Source organism: Bacteroides graminisolvens, assembly GCF_963666085.1.
Lineage (GTDB): Bacteria > Bacteroidota > Bacteroidia > Bacteroidales > Bacteroidaceae > Bacteroides > Bacteroides graminisolvens.
Window position 1 is genome coordinate 1944752 of sequence record NZ_OY762556.1, and the last position, 26324, is coordinate 1971075.

The window sequence follows — 26324 nt, forward strand, 5'->3', positions numbered from 1 at the left end:
GTTTGCAGAATCTGTAAACCCGGGATTTTTTTTATGTCAGATTAGTATCTGCCGCCACCGTAACCACCGCCACGGTTGCCACCGCCGCTGTAGCCGCCACCACGGTTTCCACCGCCGCCGTAACCACCACCACGATTGCCACCACCGCCAAAACTGCGACGTGGAGCCTCAGTTCTAGGGCGAGCTACTGATACAGAAAGAGTCTTTCCGTCAACTTCAGCACCGTTTAATTCTTCGATAGCTTTGTTTCCTGCTTCTTCGTCAGCCATTTCAATAAAGCCGTAACCTTTTGAACGACCTGTTTCTCTGTCTGTTACAACCTTTGATGAAGTAACTTCTCCATACTCAGTGAATAATTCCCCTAATTCGGAATCGCTAATGTTATAGCTTAATCCAGCGATAAAAATGTTCATTAAAAATAAATAATTAAAATGTGTATAAAAATTGATAATAATTTGCAATGGAAGGTCTTTGTATAAGGAGATAGTGCTCTGCAATATATAATGAATATGATTGAAAAGGGGAAAATTACCTTAGCAAGAATTTCATTGCGCAACAAAGATATGAATAAGAATTTAAAATCAAAGGAAAGATTCAAACTTTTGCATTTTTATTTTGTTGTCATTATAGTTGTGGATGTTATCCAAAGTTGCTAAATTTGTCCGAATTAACTTTCCATAAGTAATGTATGAAGCCTTTTGAGAAAATATCTTTAGTATTAAACACTTTCTTCTGTTTGATATTTTTTGCTGGTTGTATTGATAGCGAAAGAGATCTTTATGATCCTACTTATCAAACAGAGAACCCTTTGGAAATTTCTGCTCCTGATGGTTTTGACTGGACAACCACAAACTCTGTAAAATTGAGTGTTGAGGCTGACGATGAGTATGATGGAACTTATTTTTATACAATAGAAGTTTTTGATAATAATCCTATTGCCAGTAACGATTCAATAGCTTCTTTGGCAAAGGGAACGGCAACAAAAGGACAGCCTTTTGTTGTATCTCTTCTACTATCAAAGCAAACGGCGTCTCTGTATATTCAGCAAACAGACCCTAAGGGCAGGAGTGTGGTGAAGTCGTATGATGTTCAGGAGACTATGAATTGCGATTTTAAAACAAGCGTATCCTCTACAGTTTCCGCAGCCACACGTGCTGCAGCAACAAGAACCACCGTAGCAATGCCCGATTATACTACCATTCCCAGTGGAGCCATTGAAGTGAGCAGTCTTAGTGCTTGGTCTGCGCTGGAAGGCAATAAGGTTTATAAAATGACAGGTACATATAATCGTACGATTAATTTTTGGGGCAATTATAATACCATTACTAAACTTTTTGTACAGGGCACGTGGACTATCCCGTCTGATTTTACATTTCAGAATGGAATTGAGGTGATTGTTATGAATGGGGGCAAAATTATTTCGACCAGAGATATTGCTTTCGTTAATAGTTCCTACCTTACAATTATGCCGGGTGGTTCTGTGAGTTTTAGAAACCTGGAGTTTACCAACTCAGGCAATGAATTAAAAAACTGGGGAACAGTTACTACTACTCAGGACTTGAAGATTAGCAATGGAGGATTGTTTTACTCGAAGGGAACCATTGTAGCCGAAGATGCTAGTTTTAATAGTTCATCGTTAATGCAAAATGAGGGTACAATTTCTCTGAGTGGACTGTTTTATATGCCTTATAATGCATCTTTAATGACTACCGGAGAGATTACAGCCTATTACCTTCAAGCTAATGGAGTCTCATTAACCAATAATGGTAAAATGATATTTAATAGCATTTACGAGCTAGGTAATAGTACGGTTACTAATAACTGCTTTATTGAGAGTAAATTGGATGTCTATATATATAATACGTCTTTGAATTTTAATAAAGGCTATTTAAAAGGAAAGGACATCGTGATAAAAAATTGTATGGTTAAACTATATAATGGCTCTATGATAGAAGCAACCCGCACGCTTGATAACGAATCGGGAAGTACTTATTATGATGGGGGAACGGGTAATAGATCATTGTTGAAATCGCCCAACATGTACGGATATGGTCTTTATTATTACGGCAATCTAACAGTTGAAGTCAATAAACATCCATCAAATATTCTTTGGTTTACTGCATATTACCTTCAAAGTCCTGCTCAAATGGCTCGTTATGGGAAATCAAATGTCATAATAGAGGTTTGTACGGGTACTGCTAACGAGGGTGATCCGGGAACAGATCCCGAGAATCCAACTTTCCCTATAGAAAGTGTGAACAATACGACCTATACTTACATGTTTGAAGATTTATGGCCCCTTTATGGAGATTATGATATGAACGATGTGGTTATTCGTGTTAAGAAGACAACCTTATATCTAAACTCCTCCAATAAAGTAGAGAAATTTAAGCTTGAGGCAGAATTGGTCGCTGTTGGAGCTTCTAAGAATATTGCTGCTGCGGTTCAGTTTGACAATGTGCCGGCATCATCAGTATCTGCCGTTGAGTATACAACTGCTAAACCGACACCTTTGTTCATTTATAATAGCATCGGTTTGGAAGAAGGTCAAGAAAAAGCTGTTGTTCCTCTTTTTGCTGATGCGCATAAACATATGGGTGGAGTTGACCGGGCATTTGTAAATACCGTAAAGGGTAGTAGTTCAAATAAGAGCAATTCACCTATAACAATCAGTCTTTTGTTTAGTACACCCACTCTGACAGCAGAAGATTTTGGTAATGACAAACTCAATTTCTTCATCATAACAGATGGCTTAAGTAGTAGAAGAAAAGAAGTTCATGTTGTTAATTACCCTCCAACCGATAAAGCTTCTACAGCTTATTTTGGCAATAACAATGATGATAGTTCTATCTCTGCAGGCAGATACTATATAAGTAAAAATAATCTGGCTTGGGCTACTTGCGTAGCTTCTAACATGTTCTATCCTTTGGAATACGCAAATATGAAGTCTGTTTTCCCTAATTTTGTGGGATGGCTATCTTCCGGTGGCGCTGCATATTCTGATTGGTATACAAACTATGACAGCGAACTGATTTTTCAATAATATAATCTTTCAATAAAATACATAAGCCCTGTTTTAAGTGAGTAACTTTCACTGAAACAGGGCTTTATCATTTCTAAATAGTGTTAAAATGATGCAGTATTGTTTGTAGTCTTGTATTTTATAGATACAAATAACTTAAAATATTGTATGTATGAAAAAGATTAGTTCAATTATTGGTGTACTTTTATTGATTTTGATAATTCCTGTTTTGCAGTCGTGTGACAATGATGACGATGGCTATTCGCTCGGCAATTTTCAGGTGCAAATGGCCACGGTGAAAGTAATCAATGGAGCTAACTACTACCTGGTGCTCGACAACAATAAGACTGTTTGGCCGGGAGCTACAGCTGTTCCGCAGTACCAAGCGGTTGACGGGCAGCGTGTGATTGCCAATATTACTCTTCTGGGCGATCAATATGGTAGTTATGATTACGTAGCCAAAATTAATTATTTGAATAATGTGCTAACCAAAAGCGTGGAGGAACTCACTGAAACGAATGAAGCAACTTTTGGTAATGATCCTTTGCGTATGAGGCAGATATGGCTTAGCGCCAGCCATCTGAATGTTGATTTCCTGATGAGGATGCCTTCGCAAAAGAAACATCGCATCAGTTTGGTTAGAAACACTACGGCAGAATCTCCATCGGATGGATATGTGCATTTGGAACTTCGCTACAATGATCAAGATGATGTGACGAATTACGTAGCTCGTGGTTTGGTGTCTTTCTACGTAGGTGAGTGGGGAAAAGCCGATGAACTGAGCAACTCTATTCGTGGTATTAAAGTAAAAGTAAATACTGCGGAAAGTGGTGAAAAAGAATATGTGTTCGACTTTAATAAAGAGGAAGCTCAAGCTCCGTTGGTTGAAGATGTAGCTGAAGGTGTTAGCATTGAATAAAGAAACCTGAAGAATTTCTTTTTCAGGTTGCAAAACTTCTTGTAGACCCGGGTGTACACATGCTGTACATCCGGGTCTACAAGTTTCCTACATGGGGGTGTACAAAGTGTGTACATCCGGGTGTAGACGAAAATTGCTAACCTGCAAAATAAATCGCAGAAGCATGCTAACTAAAGATCCTGTATAGAAAGAATAAATAGCAGCAAATATGTAAGGAATTACTGCCAAAAAAGTTGGTGATACTTGGTGATACTTGGTGAGGCTTTTTTTAGGCAAGTATCACCCGTAATTATCTGATTATCAATTTGTTACAAGGTTGGTGATACTTGGTGATACTTTTTTTCATACTTTTTATGTAGCAAGGAACAGTTTTTTGAGGATTTATTTTCCTTGCAACCACATGGGACCTTCCTCGAGTATCTTTTGATAGACAGGGCAATCAGCATCATGTGCCCCTTGAAGATAACCGATACTCATTAAAAACTCGCCAACAATTTCTCCTCCGGTAAACTTGAAAGTCTTTTTAAAAAGCTTCACCCATTCCTCCTTGCTTTTGGGATGGTGATACGCTAACCATTTTTCAAACGAGCCATACTCTTTTTGCAGCATGAGGATGGATTTGGCATTTTCAATGGCTGCATTTATCTTCAGCCGGTTTCGTATGATGCCTGCATCGTTCAGCAAGCGTTCTCTGTCAGCCTCTGTATAAGCAGCTACTTCTTCAATATTGTAGTTACTATAAGCGTTTCGGAAAGCCTTTTCTTTCTTTAAAATGGTTTCCCAACTTAAGCCTGCCTGATTGATTTCCAATAGCAGTCGCCCGAAAAGCTCGTTGTCATCGTGTAACGGGAAACCGTATTGTTCATCGTGGTAATGAGCATGTAAGGAACGACTTGGTTCCTTCATTTCGGGTATGTACGTGCAGTATGACATGGGGTAATGGTTTTATCTTCAGCACAACTTATGCCTCATAATTTGGCTGTAAAAATAGATAATTTTCACGTAGTATTGCTGTTTTATGCGTTTGAAATCTTATTTTTGGGAAATTGAATCAAAGAACGCTTATAACAATGATTGATATGGAAACAAAAAAGATAAAATTTATTGCAGTATTTATTTGCTTTCATCTTGTGGCACTTGTGGCTAATGCCCAAATAGGAGTGGTAACCGATTTGCAAAAACTCCATGCGAAAATAGATTCCTGCTCTGCAAACCTGAGTAGAAGCAGAGGCCCGGTTATCGGGGTGTCTGCATATCAGCACGGAGAGGGTGGAAGCAGTGTGCCCGGAACGTATATCAACGCTGTCATTAAAGCAGGAGGAACACCGGTCGTTATTCCTGTTACGGATAATATGGGGGTGATCAGTCACATCCTGAATGAGGTCGACGGTCTTGTTTTAGTAGGTGGTGAAGATGTAAACCCTTCGTTTTATAAAGAACAACCTGCTGCGGAACTCGAGAAGGTCGATTCGATTAGAGACGTGTATGACTTGACATTGATTAAGTTGGCTACAGACCGGAAATTACCTATTCTGGGTATTTGTAGGGGCGAACAGATTATCAATGTGGCTTTTGGCGGAACGTTGTATCAGGACTTGCCTACACAAAACAGCTCAACAGTGCAACATCGTCAGACTCTTCCTCGCGAAGTTGGCACGCATAACGTATCTGTTGTGAGCGGTTCAGAGCTTGCTCGCATCTTGGGTCCGGGTAACTTCATGGTTAACACTTTCCATCATCAGGCTATTAAAGACCTTGCGCCCGGATTCACGGTGACCGCCCAAGCAGATGATGGAGTGGTTGAGGGAATTGAATCGTTGAAGAAACTGAATATTCTGGCAGTACAGTGGCATCCTGAAGGTTTGGTAAACGGAGGCGATACGGTGATGCTTAACATCTTTAAAGATCTGGTACATAGAGCCACTACCTATAAAAAACAAGAACGTAAATAATTTGTTATCTTTGCCTTGAATTTAATCTAATCATCATGAAAAACATAAAATGCATTGCTGTATGGGGTGTTGTAGCTTCCATCGCTTTTTTGGCAGGCTGTTCAACTCAGAAAGAATCGTTTAAAGAGCAACGTAAATTTGTATCGTTGGCAGGTCCGTGGCACACTGACTTGGGAATCATTCATTTGCCGGGTAGCGTTGATCAGAGTGGCTTGCCTCCTCGCAATGCCGACACGCTTACCACAACGCGATTAACACGCCTCCATCCGTATGTTGGGGTTATGGAGTATGTACGTGAAGTAGATATTCCCGGATCTTTGGGCGATAAAATGATTCGTTTGGTCATGGAGCGCACCAAGCCGTCAGCTGTTTGGGTGGATGGTGATAGTGTAGGCAGGTGTAATACGTTGCTTTCCTCTCAAATATATGATCTCTCGAAATGGCTTACTCCCGGTAAGCATGAATTGAAAATCAGGATAGATAACAGAGATGAGGCTGTGCCTTCGGGAGTGCACGGCTCGCACGCGTGGACAGAAGCAACTCAGACAAACTGGAATGGAGTTATCGGACGTTTGGGACTGGAAATATCTGAGAAGAACTTTATTGAACAGGTTCAGGTTGTGCCCGATGTAGAACAAAAGAGGGCCGTGCTGCATGTGTCATTGGTGTCGGGCAAACAACAATCTGCAGTTATTACCGTGGAGGGATATGCATGGAATGCTACTCGTAAAGACTTTATAAGAAAACAGGAGTTTCCTGTGGAGCTGGTAAAAGGCCGTTCGGAAACGGAACTTGTTGTCAACATGGGTGAGGAGCCGTTGTTATGGAGTGAGTTCTCACCTGCGTTGTATAAATTGAACGTGGAACTGTTAACCGATGAAGGGGCCGACAATCAGTTGGTCGATTTTGGAATGAAAAGTTTTGGCGTTAAGGGCACACAGTTTACTATTAACGGTAAAACTACATTTCTTAGAGGCAAGCATGACGGGTGTGTGTTTCCGCTTACCGGTTATCCATCTACTGAAGTAACGGATTGGCTGGAACAATTTCGGATTGCACAACGATATGGAATCAATCACATACGTTTTCATTCCTGGACTCCGCCCGTAGCTGCTTTCAAAGCGGCAGATATTGCGGGTGTTTACTTACAGCCTGAATTGCCTTTCTGGGGAACCATGGATGCGAAAAACACATCATTGAATCAATGCCTGCTGCACGAGGGTGAACAGTTGCTGAAAGAATACGGCAATAGTCCATCGTTCACGATGATGGCATTGGGCAACGAACTGAATGGCGACATCAACCTGATGAGGCGATTGGTAAATCACTTCCGGAGTATGGATAATCGTCATCTGTATTCGTTTGGTTCCAACAATAATTTGGGTACGGCAGGAGAGCAGGCGGGAGAAGATTTCTTTGTCACTTGCCGCGTGGGGCGCGATACGGATTCTACTTATGCTACGCATGTACGCTCTTCTTTTTCATTTGCCGACGCATGGAAAGGGGGAATTCTAAACGGTACCTATCCGTCTACTCGTTGGAATTACGCAAAAGCAATCAGTAACTCTTCCATACCCGTGGTGAGCCATGAGAACGGACAGTTTCAGGTTTATCCGGATTACAAAGAGATAAATAAATATACGGGTGTTCTTTATCCTTATAATTACGAAGTCTTTCGCAGGCGGTTAGCTGATAATCATTTGGAGAAACAGGCGCTTGAGTTTCATCGGGCTACTGCTGCCTGGTCTGCTCTTTGCTACAAGGCAGACATTGAAATGTGCATGCGTACGCCCGGAATGGGAGGTTTTCAGTTGCTGGATCTCATTGATTATCCGGGACAAGGTAGTGCTTTGGTGGGTTTAATGGATGTGTTTTGGAAGAATAAGGGTGGCATGAGCGAGGAAACTTTTGCCGGATTCTGCAATAAGGTAGTTCCTATGGCCGAATTCAAAGCCTATTGCTGGAGCAATGAAGAGGAGTTTCAAGCGAGGCTTATAGTAGCCAACTATGATGAGGCTGATTTGAAGGAATTGCCTTTGCGCTGGAAACTCGAAACAGTTACAGGCAAAGTGGTTGCCAAAGGTGAGCAGGTTATTTCTGTTAAGCAGGGTGCAGTTGAATCTCCCGGAGAGATAAGGGTTGCTTTGAAACAAATTACTCAAGCAGCAAAGATGCGCCTCACCTTGCAGGTTGGAACGTATAAGAATGCTTATGATTTATGGGTTTATCCAGCTACGAAGGTGGAAGAGCCTGCGGAATTGTTACAGGTAAAAGAATTATCGGCCACTGTGCTAAAGAAATTGAATGAAGGCGCCAATATCTTGTATTTTCCTCAGAAAAAACAAACAGACAGTATCTCTGTTGGTGGATTGGTTACACCGGATTATTGGAATTATGCTATGTTTAAAGGAATATCCGAGTGGGCTCATAAAGAAGTGTCACCGGGAACGATGTCTCTTTTGGTGAATGCCGGACATGCTCTCTTTAAACATTTCCCTACCGATACTCATACTAACTGGCAATGGTGGGAAGTTATTAGAAACAGCCGTGCCATTATACTCGATGCTCTTCCGGCGGGTTATTTGCCTGTTATTCAGGTTATTGACAATGTGGAAAGAAATCATAAGTTGGGCTTGGTGTTTGAATTCAGGGTAGGGAAAGGCAAATTGGTGGTTTGCTCAAGTAATGTTTCCGACTATCAGGATAAGCCTGAGGGTAGGGCTTTTTATCAGGCTTTGATGGACTATGTTGTTTCGGATGCATGCAACCCGCAATGGCAGGTAACCCCTGACGAGATAAAGAATTTCTTCCAAACAAAAAAGAAAGAAAAGCAAATTATTGAGGTGAGAAACATTACTGATTATGACATTTGATGTTGATGAGTAATGAATGAAATCCCGGGGAGCTTGTTGTGGTCTCCCCGGGATTTTATATGAAAGGTATTACATAAATTTGAGTTCTACACTTTGAAAGAGAGTAATGATCTCTTCGGGAGTTTTGGCGTTTGATACGGCTTGTTCAAAATCGCTCGTATTCTCTTCCGTGCAGATGATATTGGCACAGTCAAGTACATGATTCATTTGTTGGCATGCTTCTTCCTTCGTTATGCTACCTTTTTTTAATGCGTTTTTAAAATACTTGTTCACTTTCAGTACGGCTTTGTATACCGATGGTTTGGAGACTTCAACGGTGTTGCCCGAGAACCCTGTGCTGTTACTGAAGGTATGGGTATAGCTTTCGTTAAAGGTATTCCATTTCTCTGAAATTTCAGTGCCCAGAAAGTGTTGCTCTTCATAAGCCGGCTTTCGTTTGGGAAGTTCGCCGTATACTTGATAGGTGAACCGGATAGCCGGGGTTTTACCGGGAGTGGCCGGACTGTTTCCTTCGTTTGCATAGGCTGTTGTCATCAGTACGGCCATCAGTGCATGCACAAGTAATAAAATGATTCTTTTCATAACGACATGTTTTGTGTGAAACTTATTTCTGCCACATCAGTTTGGTACTCAATTCATCTCCTCCCATAACTGCTTTGGCTTCTTGATAATTTTTTAAATTGGTGCGTTGCAGTACAGCCGGGTACAAGAGTCGTTTGGGCATGACATTACCCGATGGAACTCCGTCTCCGCGTGGCATTACGGGTAGTCCGGTGCGGTTTTGCTCAAACCATTGCTGGTAATCAACAAAGAATAAAGCAAAAAATTTCTGTTCCATAATACGTTCTAATGTTCCGTTGTATGCAGCTTGTGCATTGGCAAAGTAATTGGCAGGCATCACTCCTCCCCATTGTTCAACAGATGCTTTTACACCATTTTCGTAAGCCGTTTGAGCCAAACTTGGGTCGATAATACTTCTTTGTGCCAGTTCTGCTTTGATAAACTCTACTTCAGAGTATGTCATAATTGCCAATTTCATCGGGGCTTTACAAATAGCCTGATTGGGTTGTGATGCATTGATGGATGGGGCAATGGCATATCCGCTGGGTAAGCCGACGTAAGAACTGACTCCACCGTTTTTGGCTTTGGTGGCAAAAAGGGGCAGGCGAGGGTCATTCCAGGCAACCAGGTGGTTAATGAAGAATTCTGAAAGCGACAAGTATGCCGTGAAGTCCTGCGGCCTTGTTAACGGTGCTTCTTCGGGGGCTACGCCTGTAATACTCAACATGGCTGCGTCTTCGTTCGATGTAAATACCGGGTAGGTTGTAGGGTCATCAATCATTTTTTTCAATTCGGCAGCAGCATTAAACCCGTCAACATCAATTACGCGCATTAAAATACGCATACGGAGTGAGTTGCAGAACTTTTTCCACTTCAGCATGCCGGTGGCATCTGTACTGCTGGCTTTATAAAGCATATCGGCAGTTGTGTTGTATTTTAATCCGGTTTTGGTGTCAAACAGAGTGTTGGCTGTGGCAAGATCATCAATCAGTGTATGGTAAATATCTTCTTGAGTGTCGAATTTGGGAGTAAATAGTTGTTCATCTCCCCGACAGGCTTCAGTCATGGGAACATTTCCAAAGGCATCAGTCAGCAGTTGGTATATCCAACTACGTAAGGTAATAGATACGGCCTGATAGTTTACAACATTCAGCTTAACCGCTTCTTTCTCCATTTCGCGAATGTTATTCAGCCATTTATAATACGTACTCCAAGTGCCGTCGCCGGCAGCATCTCCTACATAATACCATCCTAATCCATTGGTACTGCTGGTCGATACTTTACTCTGCATCAGTGCAAACGTGTAATCGTTGTATCGTTTCCAGTTATAGCTGGTCATGTTATACAGAATGGGGTTGAGAAAGGTGCCGGGGTTGGCTTCGTCCAAACGGGTAGGGTCAGTATTTAACTCATCGAATGAGTTGGTACATGAAGTCAACAACGCACTTGCCAGTACGAACGCAACTATTATTTTATTGATTATTTTCATTGTTATTTCAATTAAGTGATGATTAAAAACCAAGGCTGATATTAATACCGAATGAGCGGGTTGACGGTAGTGATCCCGTTTCTACTCCCGGAGTGATGGATCGTCCGTTGAGGGCAGCTGCTTCGGGATCAAACATTGGGAAATCGCTTATGCAAAGCAGATTTCTACCATATACACCTACTGTGGCTTGCGTAAGGAACGTTTTGCCTAGTATGTTTTTGGGCAAACTGTATTCCAGCCTAACTTCGCGTATTTTAATAAATGATGCATCGAATGAATTAGTTTCTACGTTGGCCATTCGGTAATACTCTTTGTTATACTTCTCTACAGTGGTTACAGTTGTGTTGGGACTAAAAGAACCGTCGGCATTGCGTACCACTCCGGGTGCAACCATGTATACTCCGTCGAGAGGGGTTAATTTGGCTGCGGCAATGCGAGGATCATCGGCCGACATGTAATATTCCGTTCCGGGTAATCGTCCGTTCAGTGTATGAGCCAACTTTCCTTGCTCTGTCATTTTATGATGTGAATGTGAATAGATGATACCTCCATGCTGTCCGTCGATAAGTACACTCAACTTTAGATTCTTGTATTTGAATTCGTTGTAAAAACCCGCTTTCCAGCCAGGGTAAGCACAACCTACATACTCTATCTCATCAGCTTGTTCGGGTAATCCGTTTTCGTTGATAATAACTTCTCCTTTTTCGTTTCTAACTAGTTTGTATCCCCACAAATCTCCGGTTGTACCACCTACTTTACCTATAACGGAAACACTACCGATGCTACTGATCAGCTGATTCTCGTCAGACCCTTCAGCTAATGACAGAATTTTATTTTCATTTTTAGACCAAGTTAGCGTACTGTTCCATTGGAAGTTCTTGTTTTTTATCGGCGTAGCAGTTAGCTCAAGTTCGTAACCTCTATTACGTACGTTGCCTGAGTTGATAGTTGCTCTTGAGTAGCCGGTTGTGGGATCCATAGGTGCATCCAAAATCTGGTTTTTAGTCTTGTTGTAGTAGAAAGTAAAATCAATCCCTATACGATTTTTGAACATGCGGAAGTCGAGCCCCGCTTCATAGTTCGTTGAGATTTCCGGTTTGAAGTTTGCATTGTGTAAAGTGGTTGGGAGTACTGAAGTACCTGCAAAATCGGTTGTCTCGTAGTAGGCTGATGTTTTATAAGGATCTGTGTCATTACCAACCTGTGCCCAGGAAGCTCTTAACTTAAGCAAACTAATTATTCGGGGTAGCTCTACCCATTCGTTAACTAGTGCACTCATACTCACCGAAGGATAGAAGAAAGAGCGATTGCTGCGGGGTAGTGTAGACGACCAGTCATTGCGTCCCGTTACATCTAAAAAGAGTTTGTCTTTGTAAGCGAAATTGGCTGCAAAGTAAAGACTATTCAGCTCTTTGTCATTGATGTCGGTTTTGACTAAAGGGCTTGAAGCGCCGTTGGCTAGTTTATAAACTCCCGGAGTGATAAGTCCTTTTACCTCGGCCGATAACATGTCGTAATGTTGCTTCATCAGGTTACCTCCTACAGAGGCATTTATGTGAAGTCCGTTTTCAAAACTATCGTGATAAGTTAGCAGTGCATCACTGTTTAACTCATAATCAAATACGTTTTGTTTTTTGAAGAAACCGTTTCCATAAACCACGTCGCTCACCGGACGGTGTTGTTCTCGCTGATCTGCCGATAGTTGTAAACCCGAACGAACCATTAAATCAAATTTACGACTGAGTTGTAAGGTTGCCGAAAGTGATGACACCACACTGTGTTTCTCAGAAGGATTTTCCGATTCATACAGAATCACGAAGGGATTGCCGATAAAACTACTGTAAGGCTGCAACTGCTTTACATTCTCTTGTCCGGTACGCCACATAGGTCTTAGCCAGTCGAGATTTACGTTAGGATTTTGAAAAATAAGAAAATAAGAGATGGAGTTGCTGTTGTAGCCAAGTGCCGGCGTATTGTCAATCTGTCTGTTTGTATAGCTGGCTTTGTAGTTAATGCGCAACAAACGCGATACCTGTTGTTGTCCGGATATGCTTGCCACTATACGTTGAAAGCCTGTATTAGGAAGTATCCATTCATTCTTTGTGTGTGTAATAGAAGCACGCACAGAACCTTTATCCGTGTTACCGGTTATAGCTACTGAGTTAGTCAGCGTATAACCCGTCTGGAACAGGTCTTTGCGGTTGTTTTTGTATGCTACCCAAGGTGTTGCGGTTTCTGCTCTGCCTTGTAATACTGGATCGTATTGATAAAACATTTTGTTTGCGTCGAAACGTGCACCGTATGCACTACTTGTACCGCTGGTGCTGCTGTTGCCGTCGGGCGCTGCACCGTATGAATAATAAAGCTGTCCGGCATATTCAGTTCCGGCTTTGCCTACGTTGCTGGGCAAACCTTGTCCGAACTCATATTGGTAATCGGGCCATTGCATGACATTATCTATGCTGATACCGGTATTAAAAGTTATGCCGATTCCTTTTTTTGCCTTGCTGCCCGTTTTGGTGGTAACCATGATAACACCGTTAGCAGCACGTGTGCCGTAAAGAGCAGTAGCACTTGCACCTTTTAATACTTGTACACTCTCAATATCTTCGGGGTTGATATCAGAAAAACCATTGCCATAGTCAACTGATAATTCAGAACTGGATCCGGCACCATAAGCAACACCCGGATTGGTCATCGGACTACTCATCGGTACACCGTCAACCACTACCAATGCATTGTTACCATTTTGGTTAAGAGATACATCACCACGCAAGGAAATTCGACTGGAGCCCAGAGGGCCACCGGGAGATACGACGCTAAGACCGGCTACTTTGCCGTTTAAGGCCGATGACCAGTTGGTAGGCATAGTACCCGAAACCATATCGCCATCTACTGTTTGAGTAGCATATCCCAATCCACGCTCTTCACGTTTAATGCCTAATGCGGTAACCACGACATCGTTCAAAACTTGTGATTCTTCCTCCAGCATGATGTTGAGAAATTTATTCCCGCTATGAGTTATCTCTTTGGTCTTGTAGCCTATATAACTAAACGAAAGAATGCTTTTCTCTGTCATCGTTTTAGGAGAATTCAGAGCAAAGTTTCCATTGACATCTGTTACTGTACCTATAGCGGTGTTTTTTAAGGCTACTGTTGCACCGATCAGCGCTTCTCCTTTTTTATCGGTCACTTTACCTTTGATAGTAGTTTGTGCTATTACCTGATTTGCGCATAGCAACAAAATCAAAATATACCATCTGTGTGGCAATAAATAGAAAAGTTTTCTTTTCATCTCATTGATTATTGAATTAATAGATTTGATTTTTGGGGTTTTCGTGCTGCAAAGTGAGCGTTTTTAAGTTACGGAGAGATTACAAACTTTTTAAGAATAGGTTTAATATTTGTATAAGACATGAAATAAAAGTTCTATTTAAATAGGATGTATCATGTTTTTTGATGAATATTGCCGATCTATTTTATAGATAGAAGAAACATTGTTTGATTAACGTAAAAAGAAAGTATGATGAAGAAAATGGAAATTATTGCCGAGAGTCAGAACTTTACAGCTGTTAATATCGGCTCATTAGATGAACTAACAGGTTATTCTCTTATACACCCTAAAACCGGACAAGAGATTGTAGGTAAAGCCTTTGTGAAAGATATTACTAAATCTACCGGAACTGAGATATCATTTACCACACTTCCACCAAAGTCTGATTTGGGCTATTTTCACATTCATAACAAGAATGAGGAAACATACATTATCTTGAAAGGATATGGAGAATTTCAGGTTGATGATAATTGTTTCCCTATTAAAGAAGGAAGTGTGATAAGAGTAGCTCCTGCCGGCAAACGGTGTATGCGCAATTCTTCCGACTTGCCTATGGTTTATATTGTTATTCAAGCGAAAGAGAATTCTTTGGAGGAATATACAACCGAAGATGGGAAGCGGGTAGATTACACCGTTCAATGGTTATAATTGACTGAATGTACAAACGGCTTAACCAGAATGTAACGCCTGATTAAGCCGTTTAAATTTTTTCAGTAAATTTAAAACTTAGCAATAATCAGATTTAATATTTTTGCTCCCCGTATTGAGAATCATTTAAATATCAGGAGGATTTTTTATGACAATGCGGATTAACTATTTAAATCTATTATTGCTGTTTTTGTTGGGATCAACTCCCTTTAGCCTATACGCTTCGGGCGATTCATTGAAAGTGAGAGGCGTAACGTTGTATACTCCGTACACAAAGATTTCAGTGCCACCCGGAGAATCTATTGATTACAGTGTTGACGTAATCAATAAAACACGATCAGTAAAGAACGCAGCTATCGCCGTTAGGGGTTTACCCAAAGGATGGGGTTATGAAATCAAATCGGGTGGGTGGACTGTGAATCAACTTTCGGTATTGCCCAATGATCAGAAAAACTTTTCTCTCAAAGTGGACGTCCCATTACAAGTGAATAAAGGAACGTATCGCTTTTATGTTTCGGCAGATGGAATGTACACTTTGCCCTTAACCGTGGTGGTCTCGCAGAAAGGTACGTATCAAACAGAATTTACCACCGACCAAATTAACATGGAAGGTAGTGCAGAAGCAACCTTTACTTTTAATGCGACACTCAAAAATCGCACGGCCGAAAAGCAATTGTATGCACTTACTGCTAATGCTCCAAGAGGATGGAATGTTGCTTTTAAACCGAATTACAAACAAGCCACTTCGGTAGAAGTAGAGCCTAACGCTTCAACAAATGTTACGATTGACATTAATCCGCCGGCAAATATCAAGGTGGGTACTTATCGTATTCCGGTGAGAGCTGCTAATGGTACTACATCGGCAGACTTAGGATTGGAGGTGGTTATTAAGGGATCTTATAAGATGGAACTGACTACTCCTAATGGATTGTTAAGTACCGATGTTACTGCGGGTGATACTCGAAAAATAGAATTGGTAGTTAATAACAGTGGTACTATTGACCTGACAGATATACAGCTATCAGCAGCTAAACCCGCAGATTGGGACGTTACTTTTCAACCACAGAAAATTACTTCGTTGAAAGCAGGGGAGAAGGCTCAGGTGTTGGCTGTTGTCAAGGCTTCTAAGAAAGCAATTCCGGGTGACTATGTGGTGAAAATGGAAACTCGTACACCGGAGGTAAACTCTGCTGCGGAATTCAGAATAGCGGTGAAAACGCCAATTATCTGGGGCTGGCTGGGCATTCTTATTATTATTGGTGCATGCGGTGGCGTGTATTACTTATTCCGTAAATATGGAAGGAGGTAAGCATGGATGCACCTGTAATTCAACTCACAGATTTAACCAAAAAGTACGGTGCATTTACGGCGGTTAACCAACTGAACTTGACTATTCAGAAGGGTGAAATCTTTGGCTTGCTTGGACCTAACGGGGCTGGTAAGTCAACTACCATACTCATGATGCTGGGGCTTACTGACCCGACTTCCGGTGAGGTTAGGGTTTGCGATATTAATTCAACGACACACCCGCTGGAGGTAAAAAGAAAGGTAGGTTATTTGCCCGATGATGTAGGATTCTATGATGATCGTACAGGAGTGGAAAATCTTATTTATACGGCAGAATTAAATGGCTTTTCCCGGGTGTCGGCCCGGGAAAAAGCCGAAGAGCTATTGAGTAAAGTTGGCTTGGAAGTAGATACCAAGAAGAAAACAGGTAAATATTCTCGTGGTATGCGTCAGCGACTTGGGTTAGCCGATGTGTTAATCAAACAGCCTGAGGTTATCATTTTGGATGAGCCAACTTCCGGACTAGATCCGGCCGGAGTACATGAGTTTATGAATCTGATTGTACAATTGAGTAGGGAACAGGGACTTACGGTATTGTTCTCTTCACATCACTTGCATCAGGTGCAACAAGTGTGTGACAGAGTGGGCATCTTTGTTGGCGGTCATTTATTGGCTGAAGGTGATATCCCTTCGTTGTCACAAAAGTTGTTTGCCGGAGAGCCTTTTGTGATTGAAGCACACGTTGATTCTGATCAGGAGATAGATCTGACTTCTTGCTTACAGAATATAAACGGTGTACTGAATGTGGCAAAGCAAAATCGTTTATATCGCATGGGTTGCTCGAAAGATGTGACACCGGATATTGCCCGAGCCATTGTGCAATCAGGAGTAGGACTAACCGGTTTGTATAAAAAGGAATACGGGCTTGATGACATTTATAATCGTTATTTTGAAGGAGGAAAGAAAAATGGATAGAACAGCACATCCTTTTTGGGTAATGGTAAACAAAGAAATAACCGATCATGTGAAAAGTTGGCGTTTTATTATACTCATTGTGCTTATAGCATTTACTTGTCTAGGTTCACTTTATACGGCATTGAGTAACTTTGGACAAGCATTGAAGCCTAATGACCCCGATGGTTCGTTTTTCTTTCTGAAACTATTCACTTTATCAGACGGTACGCTGCCACCTTTTATTATTTTTATAAGTTTTCTAGGACCTTTGTTAGGCATTGCATTAGGCTTTGATGCTGTTAATTCCGAGCAAAACAAAGGAACCTTAAGTAGAGTGATGTCGCAGCCAATTCACCGTGATTATCTTATTAACGCCAAGTTTGTAGGAGCATTGACGGTAATCAGTGTGATGCTTTTTGTATTGGGCTTTCTCGTAATGGGCTTCGGGCTTATTGAAATAGGAATTCCGCCCACAGCAGAGGAGTTTCTGCGTATGGTGGCTTTTATTGTGGTGAGTATTTTTTATGTTGCATTCTGGTTAAACCTGGCCATATTGTTTTCTATTCAGTTTCGTCAGGCGGCCACTTCGGCTTTAGCATGTATTGCCATTTGGCTGTTCTTTAGCGTTTTTTATTCCATGATTATCAATTTGATTGGTAAAGCGTTGGCTCCTCCCGAAACTGCTAGTATGCATCAAGTTATTGCGTACCAAAAGTTTATGCTTAATTTGATGAGGCTTGCACCCGGAGAATTGTTTAATGAAGCAACCTCTACTTTATTGATGCCTTCGGTCAGAAGTTTGGGACCACTAACTATGGAGCAGGTTAGCGGAGCTATTCCCAGTCCACTGCCGTTAGGACAAAGTTTATTGGTTGTATGGCCACAGCTTACCGGGTTAATAGCCGCAACTGTTCTGTGTTTTGCTTTATCATATTTCAGTTTTATGCGCCGTGAAATTCGTCCTCGCTAAGGAATAAATGTAATCGTCCTTGCTTTTGTCGATATTTGGTTTACTTTTGCAGCCAAAACAGAAACGTATGATCTTTTATTTCTCAGGAACAGGTAATTCTAAATGGGTGGCCCGCCAAGTAGCCGCTTATCAGCATGAGTCGCTTATAGCTATTGCCGATGAGTTGGCGGGCGGTGCCGACCTTATATACACACTTCAACCATCGGAAGTGGTGGGGTTTGTGTTTCCCGTTTATTCGTGGGCGCCACCTGCCATTGTAATGGAGTTTATCAGTAAGGTCCGTTTCACTAATGCCGAAGGACATTATTTCTTCTTTGTTTGCACTTGTGGTGACGAAGCCGGATTGACACTTAACATCATGAATGAAACTATAGCAGCCAAAGGTTGGACATGGCAAGCGGCTTTCACCATTATCATGCCCAACAACTATGTTTCTTTCCCCGGATTTGATACTGACCCGAAAGAACTAGAGCAGCAAAAATTGCATGCAGCTATAGATGAAATGGAACGTATAAATCAAGTGCTTGCTTCACGTTCAAATGTGTTTCAGTGTAAAGTAGGTAGTTGGGCATACGTAAAAAGCCGCATCATCAGTAAACTGTTTAACAAATATCAGGTTACAGCTAAACCTTTCTTTGCTACAGATGATTGCATCTCGTGCGGGTTATGCGCACAGTATTGTCCTGTGCACAATGTAAAAGTACATATCAAACCCGAGTGGGGTAATCATTGTACTTCTTGTTTGGCTTGTTATCACATTTGCCCCCGCCATGCTATCCATTATGGAAAAGCAACGTTGAAGAAACATCAATATTTTCATCCGGAGTGTAAATAAAGACTTTACTTAATTGCCTCTTCAATTTTTTGCATTAACTCGGAAAACTCGGTCTCGTTGAATCCTATGCTGATGTGAATTACCTTGCCATTCTTGTCAATCAGGTAACTTCTGGGAATTGTGCTGCTGGCAAAGGAGTCGAAAACAACTCTTCCTTTGTCGGCATAAAGTGGAAACGTAAAATTCTTTTTTGTGTTGTACGTTTTTAGTTCTTCATTTGTATGATCGCGTCCGATAACCAATAGCTTGAAGTTGGCATTATCCTTAAACTCCAGCCATAACTTACTCTCAACAGCAGCAAGTTCCTTTTGACAGGGAGGACACCAAGTTGCAAAGAAATTCACCAATACCACTTTCCCTGCCAGTGAGGACGATTTTAGCACTTCATTACCATTGTCGGCAACAAGAGTAAAAGTAGGCATTATGTCGCCGACTTTAATTTTCTCAGTATTTTCATTTTGTGCTTTGGCAATCAATGCGCTTACCAACAGCATACCTGCTATAAAGATCTTTTTCATGTTTGGTTTTTTTTAGAAATAATAATAGAACAAAGATAAACTTATAAAAAGAATTCGGGCTCTTTTCTAATAGCGAAATTTTCAAAAAGATATTTTCGAAAAGGGGTTTCGAAACTTCGTGCCTTTTCCGGACACGATTTGACACAGGCACAACACTTAATGCACAGAGCCTGGTCACTGAATATGTTCTGGTCATCTATCAGGCTGATGGCATGAGTGGGACAGACATCAAGACAAGCTCCGCATAAGGTACAACGTTCCTGATCAATAGATGGTGCCTGTGGTGTGTGTGCTCCTTTTACTTTATAAGGGAAATTACCTTTTACCTGAATTTCAGAGGGAGTGTATTGGGTTTTTTCTTTCTTTCTCCAAGCCGTTACTACTTGTGCTCCAAATCGACGAGCAGTCTCTTTGTCGGCTTCATCAGGGCGACCTTGAGCAATAGGCATCTCTTGGGTACTGTATGAATGCTCAGCAATGAAGGCTCCTGCTGCTAAGGGAACAAATCCTTGTTGTGTCAGTACGTCACAAAGTTCCTTTAGCGCATCTTCGTAATCTCTGTTCCCGTAGGTAACTAATACAATAGCAGGTGTGCGTTCTCCGTTAAACTTTTGCAGACGTTCTAGCGCTATTCCTGGTATTCGGCCGCCGTAAACAGGTGCGGAAACTATAACCGGATTTTGCCCCATCCATACTTGTTCTGTGGGAATTTCTTTGGTGATGTTCCATGTTTTGATGTTACCTACTTCCATACCCCTAGCCACTTCATTGGCTATACAAGCCGAGCCACCAGTGGGTGAAAATGTAATGATGTCGAGTTGTGTGTTATGCATAATTATACTTTTATTTCGATTATCTCGTTTATATTGGTGCTAAAATGTTTAGAAACATACTCCTTGTTTACAAAGTCACGAATCTTTCTAGGCCCTTGTATTACTAGCGATATGGAGTCATCTCCCGCCTTGTTTTTAATGCTGTCAATTACTTTGAGCAATCGATCCTGCTTGCTCCGGTCTATCGTGTCAAACAGGTGGGTTTGTACTCCTTCCGAGGCAATGTCGTATACAAGCACGCCTGCCTTTTTATAATCGTAACCCTCCCGATAGATGTTTTGAAGAAGCTGCTTTGCATATTTCACCATTTCTGATGGATCCGATGAAGGTACAGGAAGTTTTATTGAGGCTGAATTGTGGTATTGAGGTAAATCTTCACGATGACTGTTAGTCACGATGTAAACCAATAATGAACCCGCTTTGGACTCTTGTTCCCGCAGCTTGCGTGCACAAGCATCTGTAAAGTTGGCAACGGCTTCGTATAACTCCTGAAAGCGTGTGATTGATTTGCTGAAACTCCTGGAAGTTGTGATGCTTTTCTTTTCATTTCCTGCTTCAAAGTCTATACAAGCAAGGCCCCGTAACTCTTTCCAAGTGCGTAATCCGGTAACGCTGAACTCCTTGCGTACCCAACTTTCTGATTTCAAAGTAAAATCATAAGCTGTTTTCACTCCAAAGTATTCCATTCGTTTGCGTAATCGTCGTCCGATGCCCCAAACGTCTTCTATCGGAGTCATCTGCAAAGCTTTTTCTCGTTTGGCCTCTGTGTCGATAATACACACTCCGTGATAAGCTTTGTACTTTTTAGCAAATTTGCTGGCAACCTTGGCTAATGTTTTGGTTGAAGCTACTCCCATACTTAGCGGTATGCCTGTTCCTTTTGATACTTTTTGCGTGAGATCCTGGCAAAATACGGGCAAATTACTTATTCCCGACAGTCCAACGAAACACTCATCGATGGAATAAATCTCAATGTGAGGCACTGCATTTCGTATTAGGCTCATTACCCGGTGTGACATATCTCCGTAGAGTGTGTAATTGGAAGAAAATGTAAACACTCCATGTTGTTTGACTATGTCTTTTACTTGATAATAAGGTACCCCCATCTTGATACCCAGCGCTTTGGCCTCGTTGCTTCGGGCAATGACACAGCCGTCATTGTTAGACAAGACAATGATAGGTCGGTTTCTCAGTGCAGGATTAAATACTCGTTCGCACGACGCGTAGAAATTATTGCAATCAATCAATCCATACATTAGCGCTTTCTGCTTTTGTGAATCACATAAGTGACAATTCCCCAGATAATGAAATCATTTTCTTTTGTTACCCTGATGGGAGCGTATTGTTTGTTAGCGGGTACGAGCAAAACCTCATCCGCGCGTATTTCAATAAACTTCAAAGTGAACTCTCCGTCAACGAAACATACAGCCATATCACCGTTAGTAGGTTCTAAAGACTTATCAATAATTAAAATATCGCCATCAAACACTTGTGCATCTACCATACTGTCTCCTTTCACTTTTCCATAAAAGGTGGAAGAAGGGTGTTTTACCAATTCCCGATTCAAGTCGATGGATAAGTCCATGTAATCTTGTGCCGGACTTGGAAAGCCTGCTTTGATACCTTCTTCTGCATAGGGCAGAGGTAAATCTTGCGATGCGTCAATGCTATGAATGTCTATGTTCATACTTGCAAAGATATAAAAAGGAGAGTGGTTTATTTATGAAATATATTCAAAAAAATATCTATTAGTTATTATTATAGATCGCATATGCATGTATGTTCACTTCGGTGAAGTTGCTGATTCATTTAGGTAATCTAAGCTATTGTTTTCTATTTTATATAATATGGTTAGTAAAGTTGCTTGCTCTTCCTTGGAGATATTTTTAAGAGAGATCTCAGTTGAACGTTTCTGACATTTTTCTATGCCTGGTTTTATTTCTTGTCCCTTTTTTGTACAATATACCAAGTGGCTTCTACCATCTTTCCTGCTTTTTCTTTTAGTTATATAACCTTGCTTCTTTAAATTTTCTACGATACGCGTTACATTAGCAAAATCTTTTCTGGATTTTATTACCAAGTCTCCCATTGATAATCCATTTTCTTCCCATAAATAATGAAGAATGACCCATTGCTCAGGTGTTATTTCTAGGCGTTCTTCTGCTATTATTCTGTAAGTTTGCCTCTTTAATAATCCAGCTAAAGTTGCTATTTGATGATTAATTTGGTGCTCTAATATCATATTCATAATCATTAGTGTCCACTAAAAATGTGGACGATTAAAAATTAAATAAATTTGGTTCACTTGAACCGCATCGATCTTTGTCATTTTTGAATTTAGCCTTATCAAAGAGATTTGTCAAATGGGTTTTGTCAGTAAGTGAAATACTTAAAATCTGCAGTACCTCGTAAGTACTTCTTTCTAGTTTCATATCATGCTGTACAATAGCCACTAGACAATATGCACTAATAGCAGAATATATCTGAATTCGAACTGCATTCTGGGTTGTTCCCCAGAATTTTTTAATCTTTAGGTGTTGCTTAAGCCATTTGAAAAACAGTTCAACTTGCCACCTATTTTTATAAAGTTCTGCAACCTGAATAGAGGTTAAATGCATGGCATTGGTTAAGAACATGAACTCTCGTTTCTGTTCATCATCCCAATAACGTACAAGCCTCAGTTCATTAGGATAATGCTTTTGGGGGTAGTACCCAATTAACTCTATTCTAGCATCGGATAATACATTCTTTGGCATACGACGCTTCCATTGGATCGTTTTGTATTTCAGATTCTTTTTGGCTCTGATAACAAAATATGACTCAATTGTTTCTATTTTGAATAAACGCTTAAAGTCATTATATCCACGATCAAAGATGTAGTATGAGCCTACTTCATAGGGGATTACATCCATCGCCTTTGAATCATGAACTCTTGCATCTGTGATATGAAAGAATGCTGGAACCTGAGTTTCCACATCATAAAGAGTATGCATTTTAATGCCGCCTTTATGTCTGCGGAACTTTGCCCACCAAAATACATTTAAGCATAAATCTATTGTCGTGGAATCAAAGGCATATACGTTACCATCAAGTCTGAAGATATTAACGGCACGTTTCTTACGTGCTTCATCGACGAGATAATAAGCAAAATCTTCAAAGATTCTGTAGTCTCTATTTTGATTAGCTTTTGCAAGATTACTTTTAGTTACATTACGACCAAGTCCCAGATGATATGTCTTATTGGCATGTGCCTCTATTGCAACTATTAAGTCACGTAGACTCTCCCGATTGCAAAGTTGACCAAACATCAATGTTAGGAGTTGATTCCAACAAGTAAAGAACTTCACATACTTATCTCCATCGTATTTTGCTACGATTCGATTAAACTTACTTCTGTTGAGAAATGCAGTCAGTTGAGCGAAAACGTATTTATCTTGAAACATATGCTATTCAATTAAGAATGCAAAGTAACAGAATCAAGTCCGTTCGCTCGAATAATCGTTGTATAAGACTAATATTCAATCATTTCAAAGAACTCTTTGCGTTTTTTAGTGGACGCTTATGATTCATAATATAAAAATAGTGAATTTATTTGTTATGGCAAATATAAGTCATATATTTGCCATAACAAATAAATGAGTGATAATAAAATATAATTAGTTGATTTAATAGATAAATTCTTATGATGAATGTCGATTTGTTTATTCAGAATTATAAGGAAGCTTTTGGAGAAATAGTCGAATTACCAATTGTGTTTGGTTATTCAAATTCACCATTAGTTGAAACGGAGAAAATAAACGGATGTTTTCTGAAAGGGCTAAGGCTAGTACGTGAAGGCTTTCCAATCAGTGTAAATCTTAATAATATAGGTTGTATGGGTGGCAAATTCTATACTGGATTTGTAGATATGCCCGAGCAGATTCCTCAATTTGTTTCTTTGAAAGAAAAATATAAGAAAACTCCTGACATGGTTATTGGATTTATAAATAATTTGAACGTTTATCGTACGAAATTTTCTTATCTTAACTTTACGCGAATTGATCAAATTGACACCTTTGAAGGTTGGGAGGGAATCTTTTTTTTGGCAAACCCTGATATGCTTTCCGGATTAGCTTCTTGGGCTTATTTTGATAATAATTCAGACGAAACAGTGACTTCCTTTTTCGGTTCAGGTTGTTCTTCTATAATAACTCAAGCTGTAAATGAAAACAGAAAAAATGGTCGGAGAACTTTTATAGGGCTTTTGGATCCCTCTGCACGTCCTTATTTTGAAGAAGATATATTAAGCTTTATGATACCAATGTCTCGTTTTAAAGAAATGTGTGACACGATGAGACAAAGTTGTCTTTTTGACACCCATACATGGGGAAAGGTACGAAGTCGAATTAATAAGTGATGGCTTGTCAATTAATGAATTCATGTGCCATAACGCATGGAAAATAATTTGATGTTATGTCAGTTCGGTAGGTTTGTTTATTCCTTCCAAAAACTCGCGATCATTTTCAGTAATGGGTCTGATAACTCGGCAGGGGTTTCCATAGGCCAATACACCCGCCGGAATGTCCTTGGTCACAAGGCTTCCGGCTCCAATAACCGATCCCTTGCCGATAGTAACACCGGGCAGCACCGTGACGTTACCGCATAACCAGCAATGATCTTCAATGTTAACAGGAAGAGCTGTCATTAGCCCCAAATCTCTGTCTTGGTAGCAAAGTGAATGCGTAACAGTGTAAATGGAGCAATTAGGGCCGATAAAGCAGTGCTTGCCAATAGAAACCAAAGCTTCATCGAGAGCTACAAAATTAAAGTTTATGATAGTGTTATCGCCTACCTCAAGGTTGCCCAAGTCAATGTGCATAGGAGGATTAACAATCACCTGATTACCCAACTTTTTAAAGAATTCTTTTAATAGATTGTTTCTGGCTGCTTTTTCCGAGGGTGGTAGGAGATTGTAACGGTGACAATAATCTTGTCCCCTTTCCAAAGCAGGGACGAATACCGGATTGAAGCCCCAATAAAGTTCACCGGCAGCCATTTTCTCTAAATCAGTCATGGTGTTTTGAATTTATAAAAAGCGTACCCGAGAGAGCACGCTTTCAAAATTGGGTGGAGAGTATCGGACTCGAACCGATCACCTTAACACTGCCAGTGTTACGCTCTAGCCAGATGAGCTAACCCCCCGTGATATATGCCGCAAATATAATGCATTATTCTGAAATAATTGCTAAGTTTGCGTGATAATCCTAAAAAAATAAGTATGTTGGTATATAATACGACCTATCACGTTGACGATGAGATGATTGGAAATTTTTTAATTTGGCTTAAAGAATGTTACATTCCTGAAGTTGAAAAGCATGGCTTGCTTAAGGCACCACGCTTATGCAAAGTGTTGAGCCATCGCGAAGATTCGGGTGCATCTTATTCGTTGCAATGGGAAGTAGAGAACTCGGCTGTGTTGCATCAATGGCATACTGAACTGGGAGCTAAGTTGCACCAAGAGCTGATTCATATATTTGATAATAAAGTGGTGGGCTTTCCTACTTTAATGGAGGTGATAAAGTGATTCAACCGGTAAAGGAAAAGATTATTTTAGGAATAGATCCCGGTACAACTATTATGGGGTACGGTGTTCTACGCATTACGGGAACTAAACCGGAAATGGTTGCTATGGGGGTGATTGACTTGCGGAAGTATGGCAATCACTACTTGAAATTACGCAAAATATTTGAACGGGTAACAGGTATTATTGAGAGTTATTTGCCTGATGAGCTGGCTATTGAAGCTCCCTTTTTTGGTAAGAATGTGCAGTCTATGCTTAAGCTAGGACGTGCTCAGGGGGTGGCAATGGCTGCTGCATTGAGCAGAGATATACCCATTACGGAATATGCACCGCTAAAAATAAAGATGGCGATTACAGGGAACGGTCAGGCTTCCAAAGAGCAAGTGGCCGATATGTTACAGCGCATGCTGCATATTCCTAAAGAAGAGATGCCTTCTTTTATGGATGCAACCGACGGATTAGCGGCCGCTTATTGCCATTTTCTGCAGATGGGACGTCCGGTGGTGGAAAAGGGGTATAATGGTTGGAAAGATTTTATTGCCAAGAATCCCGATAGAATAAAGTAAATA

23 protein-coding genes, 1 tRNA gene and 1 pseudogene are annotated in these 26324 nt (G+C 40.7%); 12 read left to right on the plus strand and 13 right to left on the minus strand.

Features of this window, described 5'->3' with window-relative positions:
- Positions 1-41: 41 nt before the first annotated feature.
- Positions 42-413, minus strand: coding sequence for an RNA-binding regulator (locus ACKPCE_RS08000; protein ID WP_319504777.1), 372 nt, complete (start codon positions 411-413; stop codon positions 42-44).
- 323 nt (positions 414-736) lie between these two features.
- Between ACKPCE_RS08000 and ACKPCE_RS08005 the strand changes: the two genes are divergently transcribed.
- Complete coding sequence (locus ACKPCE_RS08005; protein WP_319504778.1) at positions 737-3043, plus strand: LruC domain-containing protein; 2307 nt, start codon at positions 737-739, stop codon at positions 3041-3043.
- A 151-nt stretch (positions 3044-3194) separates the two neighbouring features.
- Positions 3195-3941, plus strand: coding sequence for a NigD1/NigD2 family lipoprotein (locus ACKPCE_RS08010; RefSeq protein WP_024997036.1), 747 nt, complete (start codon positions 3195-3197; stop codon positions 3939-3941).
- 381 nt (positions 3942-4322) lie between these two features.
- Here the strand turns inward: ACKPCE_RS08010 and ACKPCE_RS08015 are convergent, their stop codons facing one another.
- On the minus strand, positions 4323-4874 hold the full coding sequence (locus tag ACKPCE_RS08015) for a DNA-3-methyladenine glycosylase I (protein ID WP_319504779.1): 552 nt from the start codon (positions 4872-4874) through the stop codon (positions 4323-4325).
- Positions 4875-5020: 146 nt separating this feature from the next.
- Here ACKPCE_RS08015 and ACKPCE_RS08020 point away from each other — a divergent pair, with 146 nt between their 5' ends.
- Positions 5021-5893, plus strand: coding sequence for a gamma-glutamyl-gamma-aminobutyrate hydrolase family protein (locus tag ACKPCE_RS08020; RefSeq protein WP_319504780.1), 873 nt, complete (start codon positions 5021-5023; stop codon positions 5891-5893).
- Positions 5894-5928: 35 nt separating this feature from the next.
- Positions 5929-8766 carry a DUF8487 domain-containing protein gene (locus tag ACKPCE_RS08025; RefSeq protein ID WP_319504781.1) on the plus strand — a complete coding sequence of 946 codons (2838 nt, stop codon included), beginning with the start codon at positions 5929-5931 and terminating at the stop codon, positions 8764-8766.
- A 69-nt stretch (positions 8767-8835) separates the two neighbouring features.
- On the opposite strand, the gene ACKPCE_RS08030 is transcribed toward ACKPCE_RS08025, so the two are convergent.
- The 3 genes from ACKPCE_RS08030 to ACKPCE_RS08040 are packed head-to-tail and all read right to left on the minus strand — an operon-like array spanning position 8836 to position 14111.
- Complete coding sequence (locus tag ACKPCE_RS08030; RefSeq protein ID WP_319504782.1) at positions 8836-9348, minus strand: hypothetical protein; 513 nt, start codon at positions 9346-9348, stop codon at positions 8836-8838.
- Positions 9349-9370: 22 nt separating this feature from the next.
- A complete protein-coding gene (locus ACKPCE_RS08035; protein WP_319504783.1) occupies positions 9371-10816 on the minus strand; it encodes a SusD/RagB family nutrient-binding outer membrane lipoprotein in 1446 nt (481 codons plus the stop codon).
- A 22-nt stretch (positions 10817-10838) separates the two neighbouring features.
- A complete protein-coding gene (locus ACKPCE_RS08040; RefSeq protein ID WP_319504784.1) occupies positions 10839-14111 on the minus strand; it encodes a SusC/RagA family TonB-linked outer membrane protein in 3273 nt (1090 codons plus the stop codon).
- Positions 14112-14339: 228 nt separating this feature from the next.
- On the opposite strand from ACKPCE_RS08040, the gene ACKPCE_RS08045 reads away from it, so the two are divergent.
- The 5 genes and pseudogenes from ACKPCE_RS08045 to ACKPCE_RS08065 all read left to right on the plus strand — a co-directional run bounded on the left by ACKPCE_RS08045 (position 14340) and on the right by ACKPCE_RS08065 (position 18844).
- Positions 14340-14798 (plus strand): cupin domain-containing protein, encoded by a 459-nt coding sequence (locus tag ACKPCE_RS08045; protein ID WP_319504785.1) that lies wholly within the window; start codon positions 14340-14342, stop codon positions 14796-14798.
- Positions 14799-14946: 148 nt separating this feature from the next.
- Positions 14947-16107 (plus strand): COG1470 family protein, encoded by a 1161-nt coding sequence (locus ACKPCE_RS08050; protein WP_319504786.1) that lies wholly within the window; start codon positions 14947-14949, stop codon positions 16105-16107.
- A 2-nt stretch (positions 16108-16109) separates the two neighbouring features.
- Positions 16110-16790, plus strand: a pseudogene (locus tag ACKPCE_RS08055) (ABC transporter ATP-binding protein); the annotation flags it as partial.
- Positions 16791-17052: 262 nt separating this feature from the next.
- The gene (locus ACKPCE_RS08060) at positions 17053-18009 is read left to right on the plus strand and encodes an ABC transporter permease (RefSeq protein ID WP_319504787.1); all 957 of its coding nucleotides are present in this window, start codon (positions 17053-17055) and stop codon (positions 18007-18009) included.
- Between the two features lie 67 nt (positions 18010-18076).
- The gene (locus ACKPCE_RS08065) at positions 18077-18844 is read left to right on the plus strand and encodes an EFR1 family ferrodoxin (protein WP_319504788.1); all 768 of its coding nucleotides are present in this window, start codon (positions 18077-18079) and stop codon (positions 18842-18844) included.
- 5 nt (positions 18845-18849) lie between these two features.
- Here the strand turns inward: ACKPCE_RS08065 and ACKPCE_RS08070 are convergent, their stop codons facing one another.
- The 6 genes from ACKPCE_RS08070 to ACKPCE_RS08095 all read right to left on the minus strand — a co-directional run bounded on the left by ACKPCE_RS08070 (position 18850) and on the right by ACKPCE_RS08095 (position 23638).
- Positions 18850-19362, minus strand: coding sequence for a TlpA family protein disulfide reductase (locus ACKPCE_RS08070; protein ID WP_319504789.1), 513 nt, complete (start codon positions 19360-19362; stop codon positions 18850-18852).
- Positions 19363-19403: 41 nt separating this feature from the next.
- Complete coding sequence (locus tag ACKPCE_RS08075) at positions 19404-20195, minus strand: EFR1 family ferrodoxin (protein WP_319504790.1); 792 nt, start codon at positions 20193-20195, stop codon at positions 19404-19406.
- 2 nt (positions 20196-20197) lie between these two features.
- Positions 20198-21451, minus strand: a complete 1254-nt coding sequence (locus ACKPCE_RS08080) for a Y-family DNA polymerase (RefSeq protein WP_319504791.1) — start codon at positions 21449-21451, stop codon at positions 20198-20200.
- Positions 21451-21882, minus strand: coding sequence for a LexA family protein (locus ACKPCE_RS08085; protein WP_024997049.1), 432 nt, complete (start codon positions 21880-21882; stop codon positions 21451-21453). The genes ACKPCE_RS08080 and ACKPCE_RS08085 overlap by 1 nt, the downstream gene beginning before the upstream one ends.
- A 96-nt stretch (positions 21883-21978) precedes the next feature.
- A complete protein-coding gene (locus ACKPCE_RS08090) occupies positions 21979-22437 on the minus strand; it encodes a MarR family winged helix-turn-helix transcriptional regulator (protein WP_319504792.1) in 459 nt (152 codons plus the stop codon).
- A 37-nt stretch (positions 22438-22474) separates the two neighbouring features.
- The gene (locus tag ACKPCE_RS08095) at positions 22475-23638 is read right to left on the minus strand and encodes an IS4 family transposase (protein WP_319504793.1); all 1164 of its coding nucleotides are present in this window, start codon (positions 23636-23638) and stop codon (positions 22475-22477) included.
- A gap of 242 nt (positions 23639-23880) precedes the next feature.
- Between ACKPCE_RS08095 and ACKPCE_RS08100 the strand changes: the two genes are divergently transcribed.
- Complete coding sequence (locus ACKPCE_RS08100; protein WP_319505940.1) at positions 23881-24591, plus strand: DUF169 domain-containing protein; 711 nt, start codon at positions 23881-23883, stop codon at positions 24589-24591.
- A 54-nt stretch (positions 24592-24645) separates the two neighbouring features.
- Here the strand turns inward: ACKPCE_RS08100 and ACKPCE_RS08105 are convergent, their stop codons facing one another.
- Both ACKPCE_RS08105 and ACKPCE_RS08110 read right to left on the minus strand, forming a co-directional pair.
- On the minus strand, positions 24646-25248 hold the full coding sequence (locus tag ACKPCE_RS08105) for a sugar O-acetyltransferase (RefSeq protein ID WP_319504794.1): 603 nt from the start codon (positions 25246-25248) through the stop codon (positions 24646-24648).
- Positions 25249-25302: 54 nt separating this feature from the next.
- A tRNA-Ala gene (locus ACKPCE_RS08110) sits at positions 25303-25376 on the minus strand.
- 76 nt (positions 25377-25452) lie between these two features.
- Here ACKPCE_RS08110 and ACKPCE_RS08115 point away from each other — a divergent pair.
- Positions 25453-25758 (plus strand): DUF4286 family protein, encoded by a 306-nt coding sequence (locus ACKPCE_RS08115; RefSeq protein ID WP_319504795.1) that lies wholly within the window; start codon positions 25453-25455, stop codon positions 25756-25758.
- On the plus strand, positions 25755-26321 hold the full coding sequence (gene ruvC / locus ACKPCE_RS08120; protein WP_024997052.1) for a crossover junction endodeoxyribonuclease RuvC: 567 nt from the start codon (positions 25755-25757) through the stop codon (positions 26319-26321). The genes ACKPCE_RS08115 and ruvC overlap by 4 nt, the downstream gene beginning before the upstream one ends.
- Positions 26322-26324: the final 3 nt, after the last annotated feature.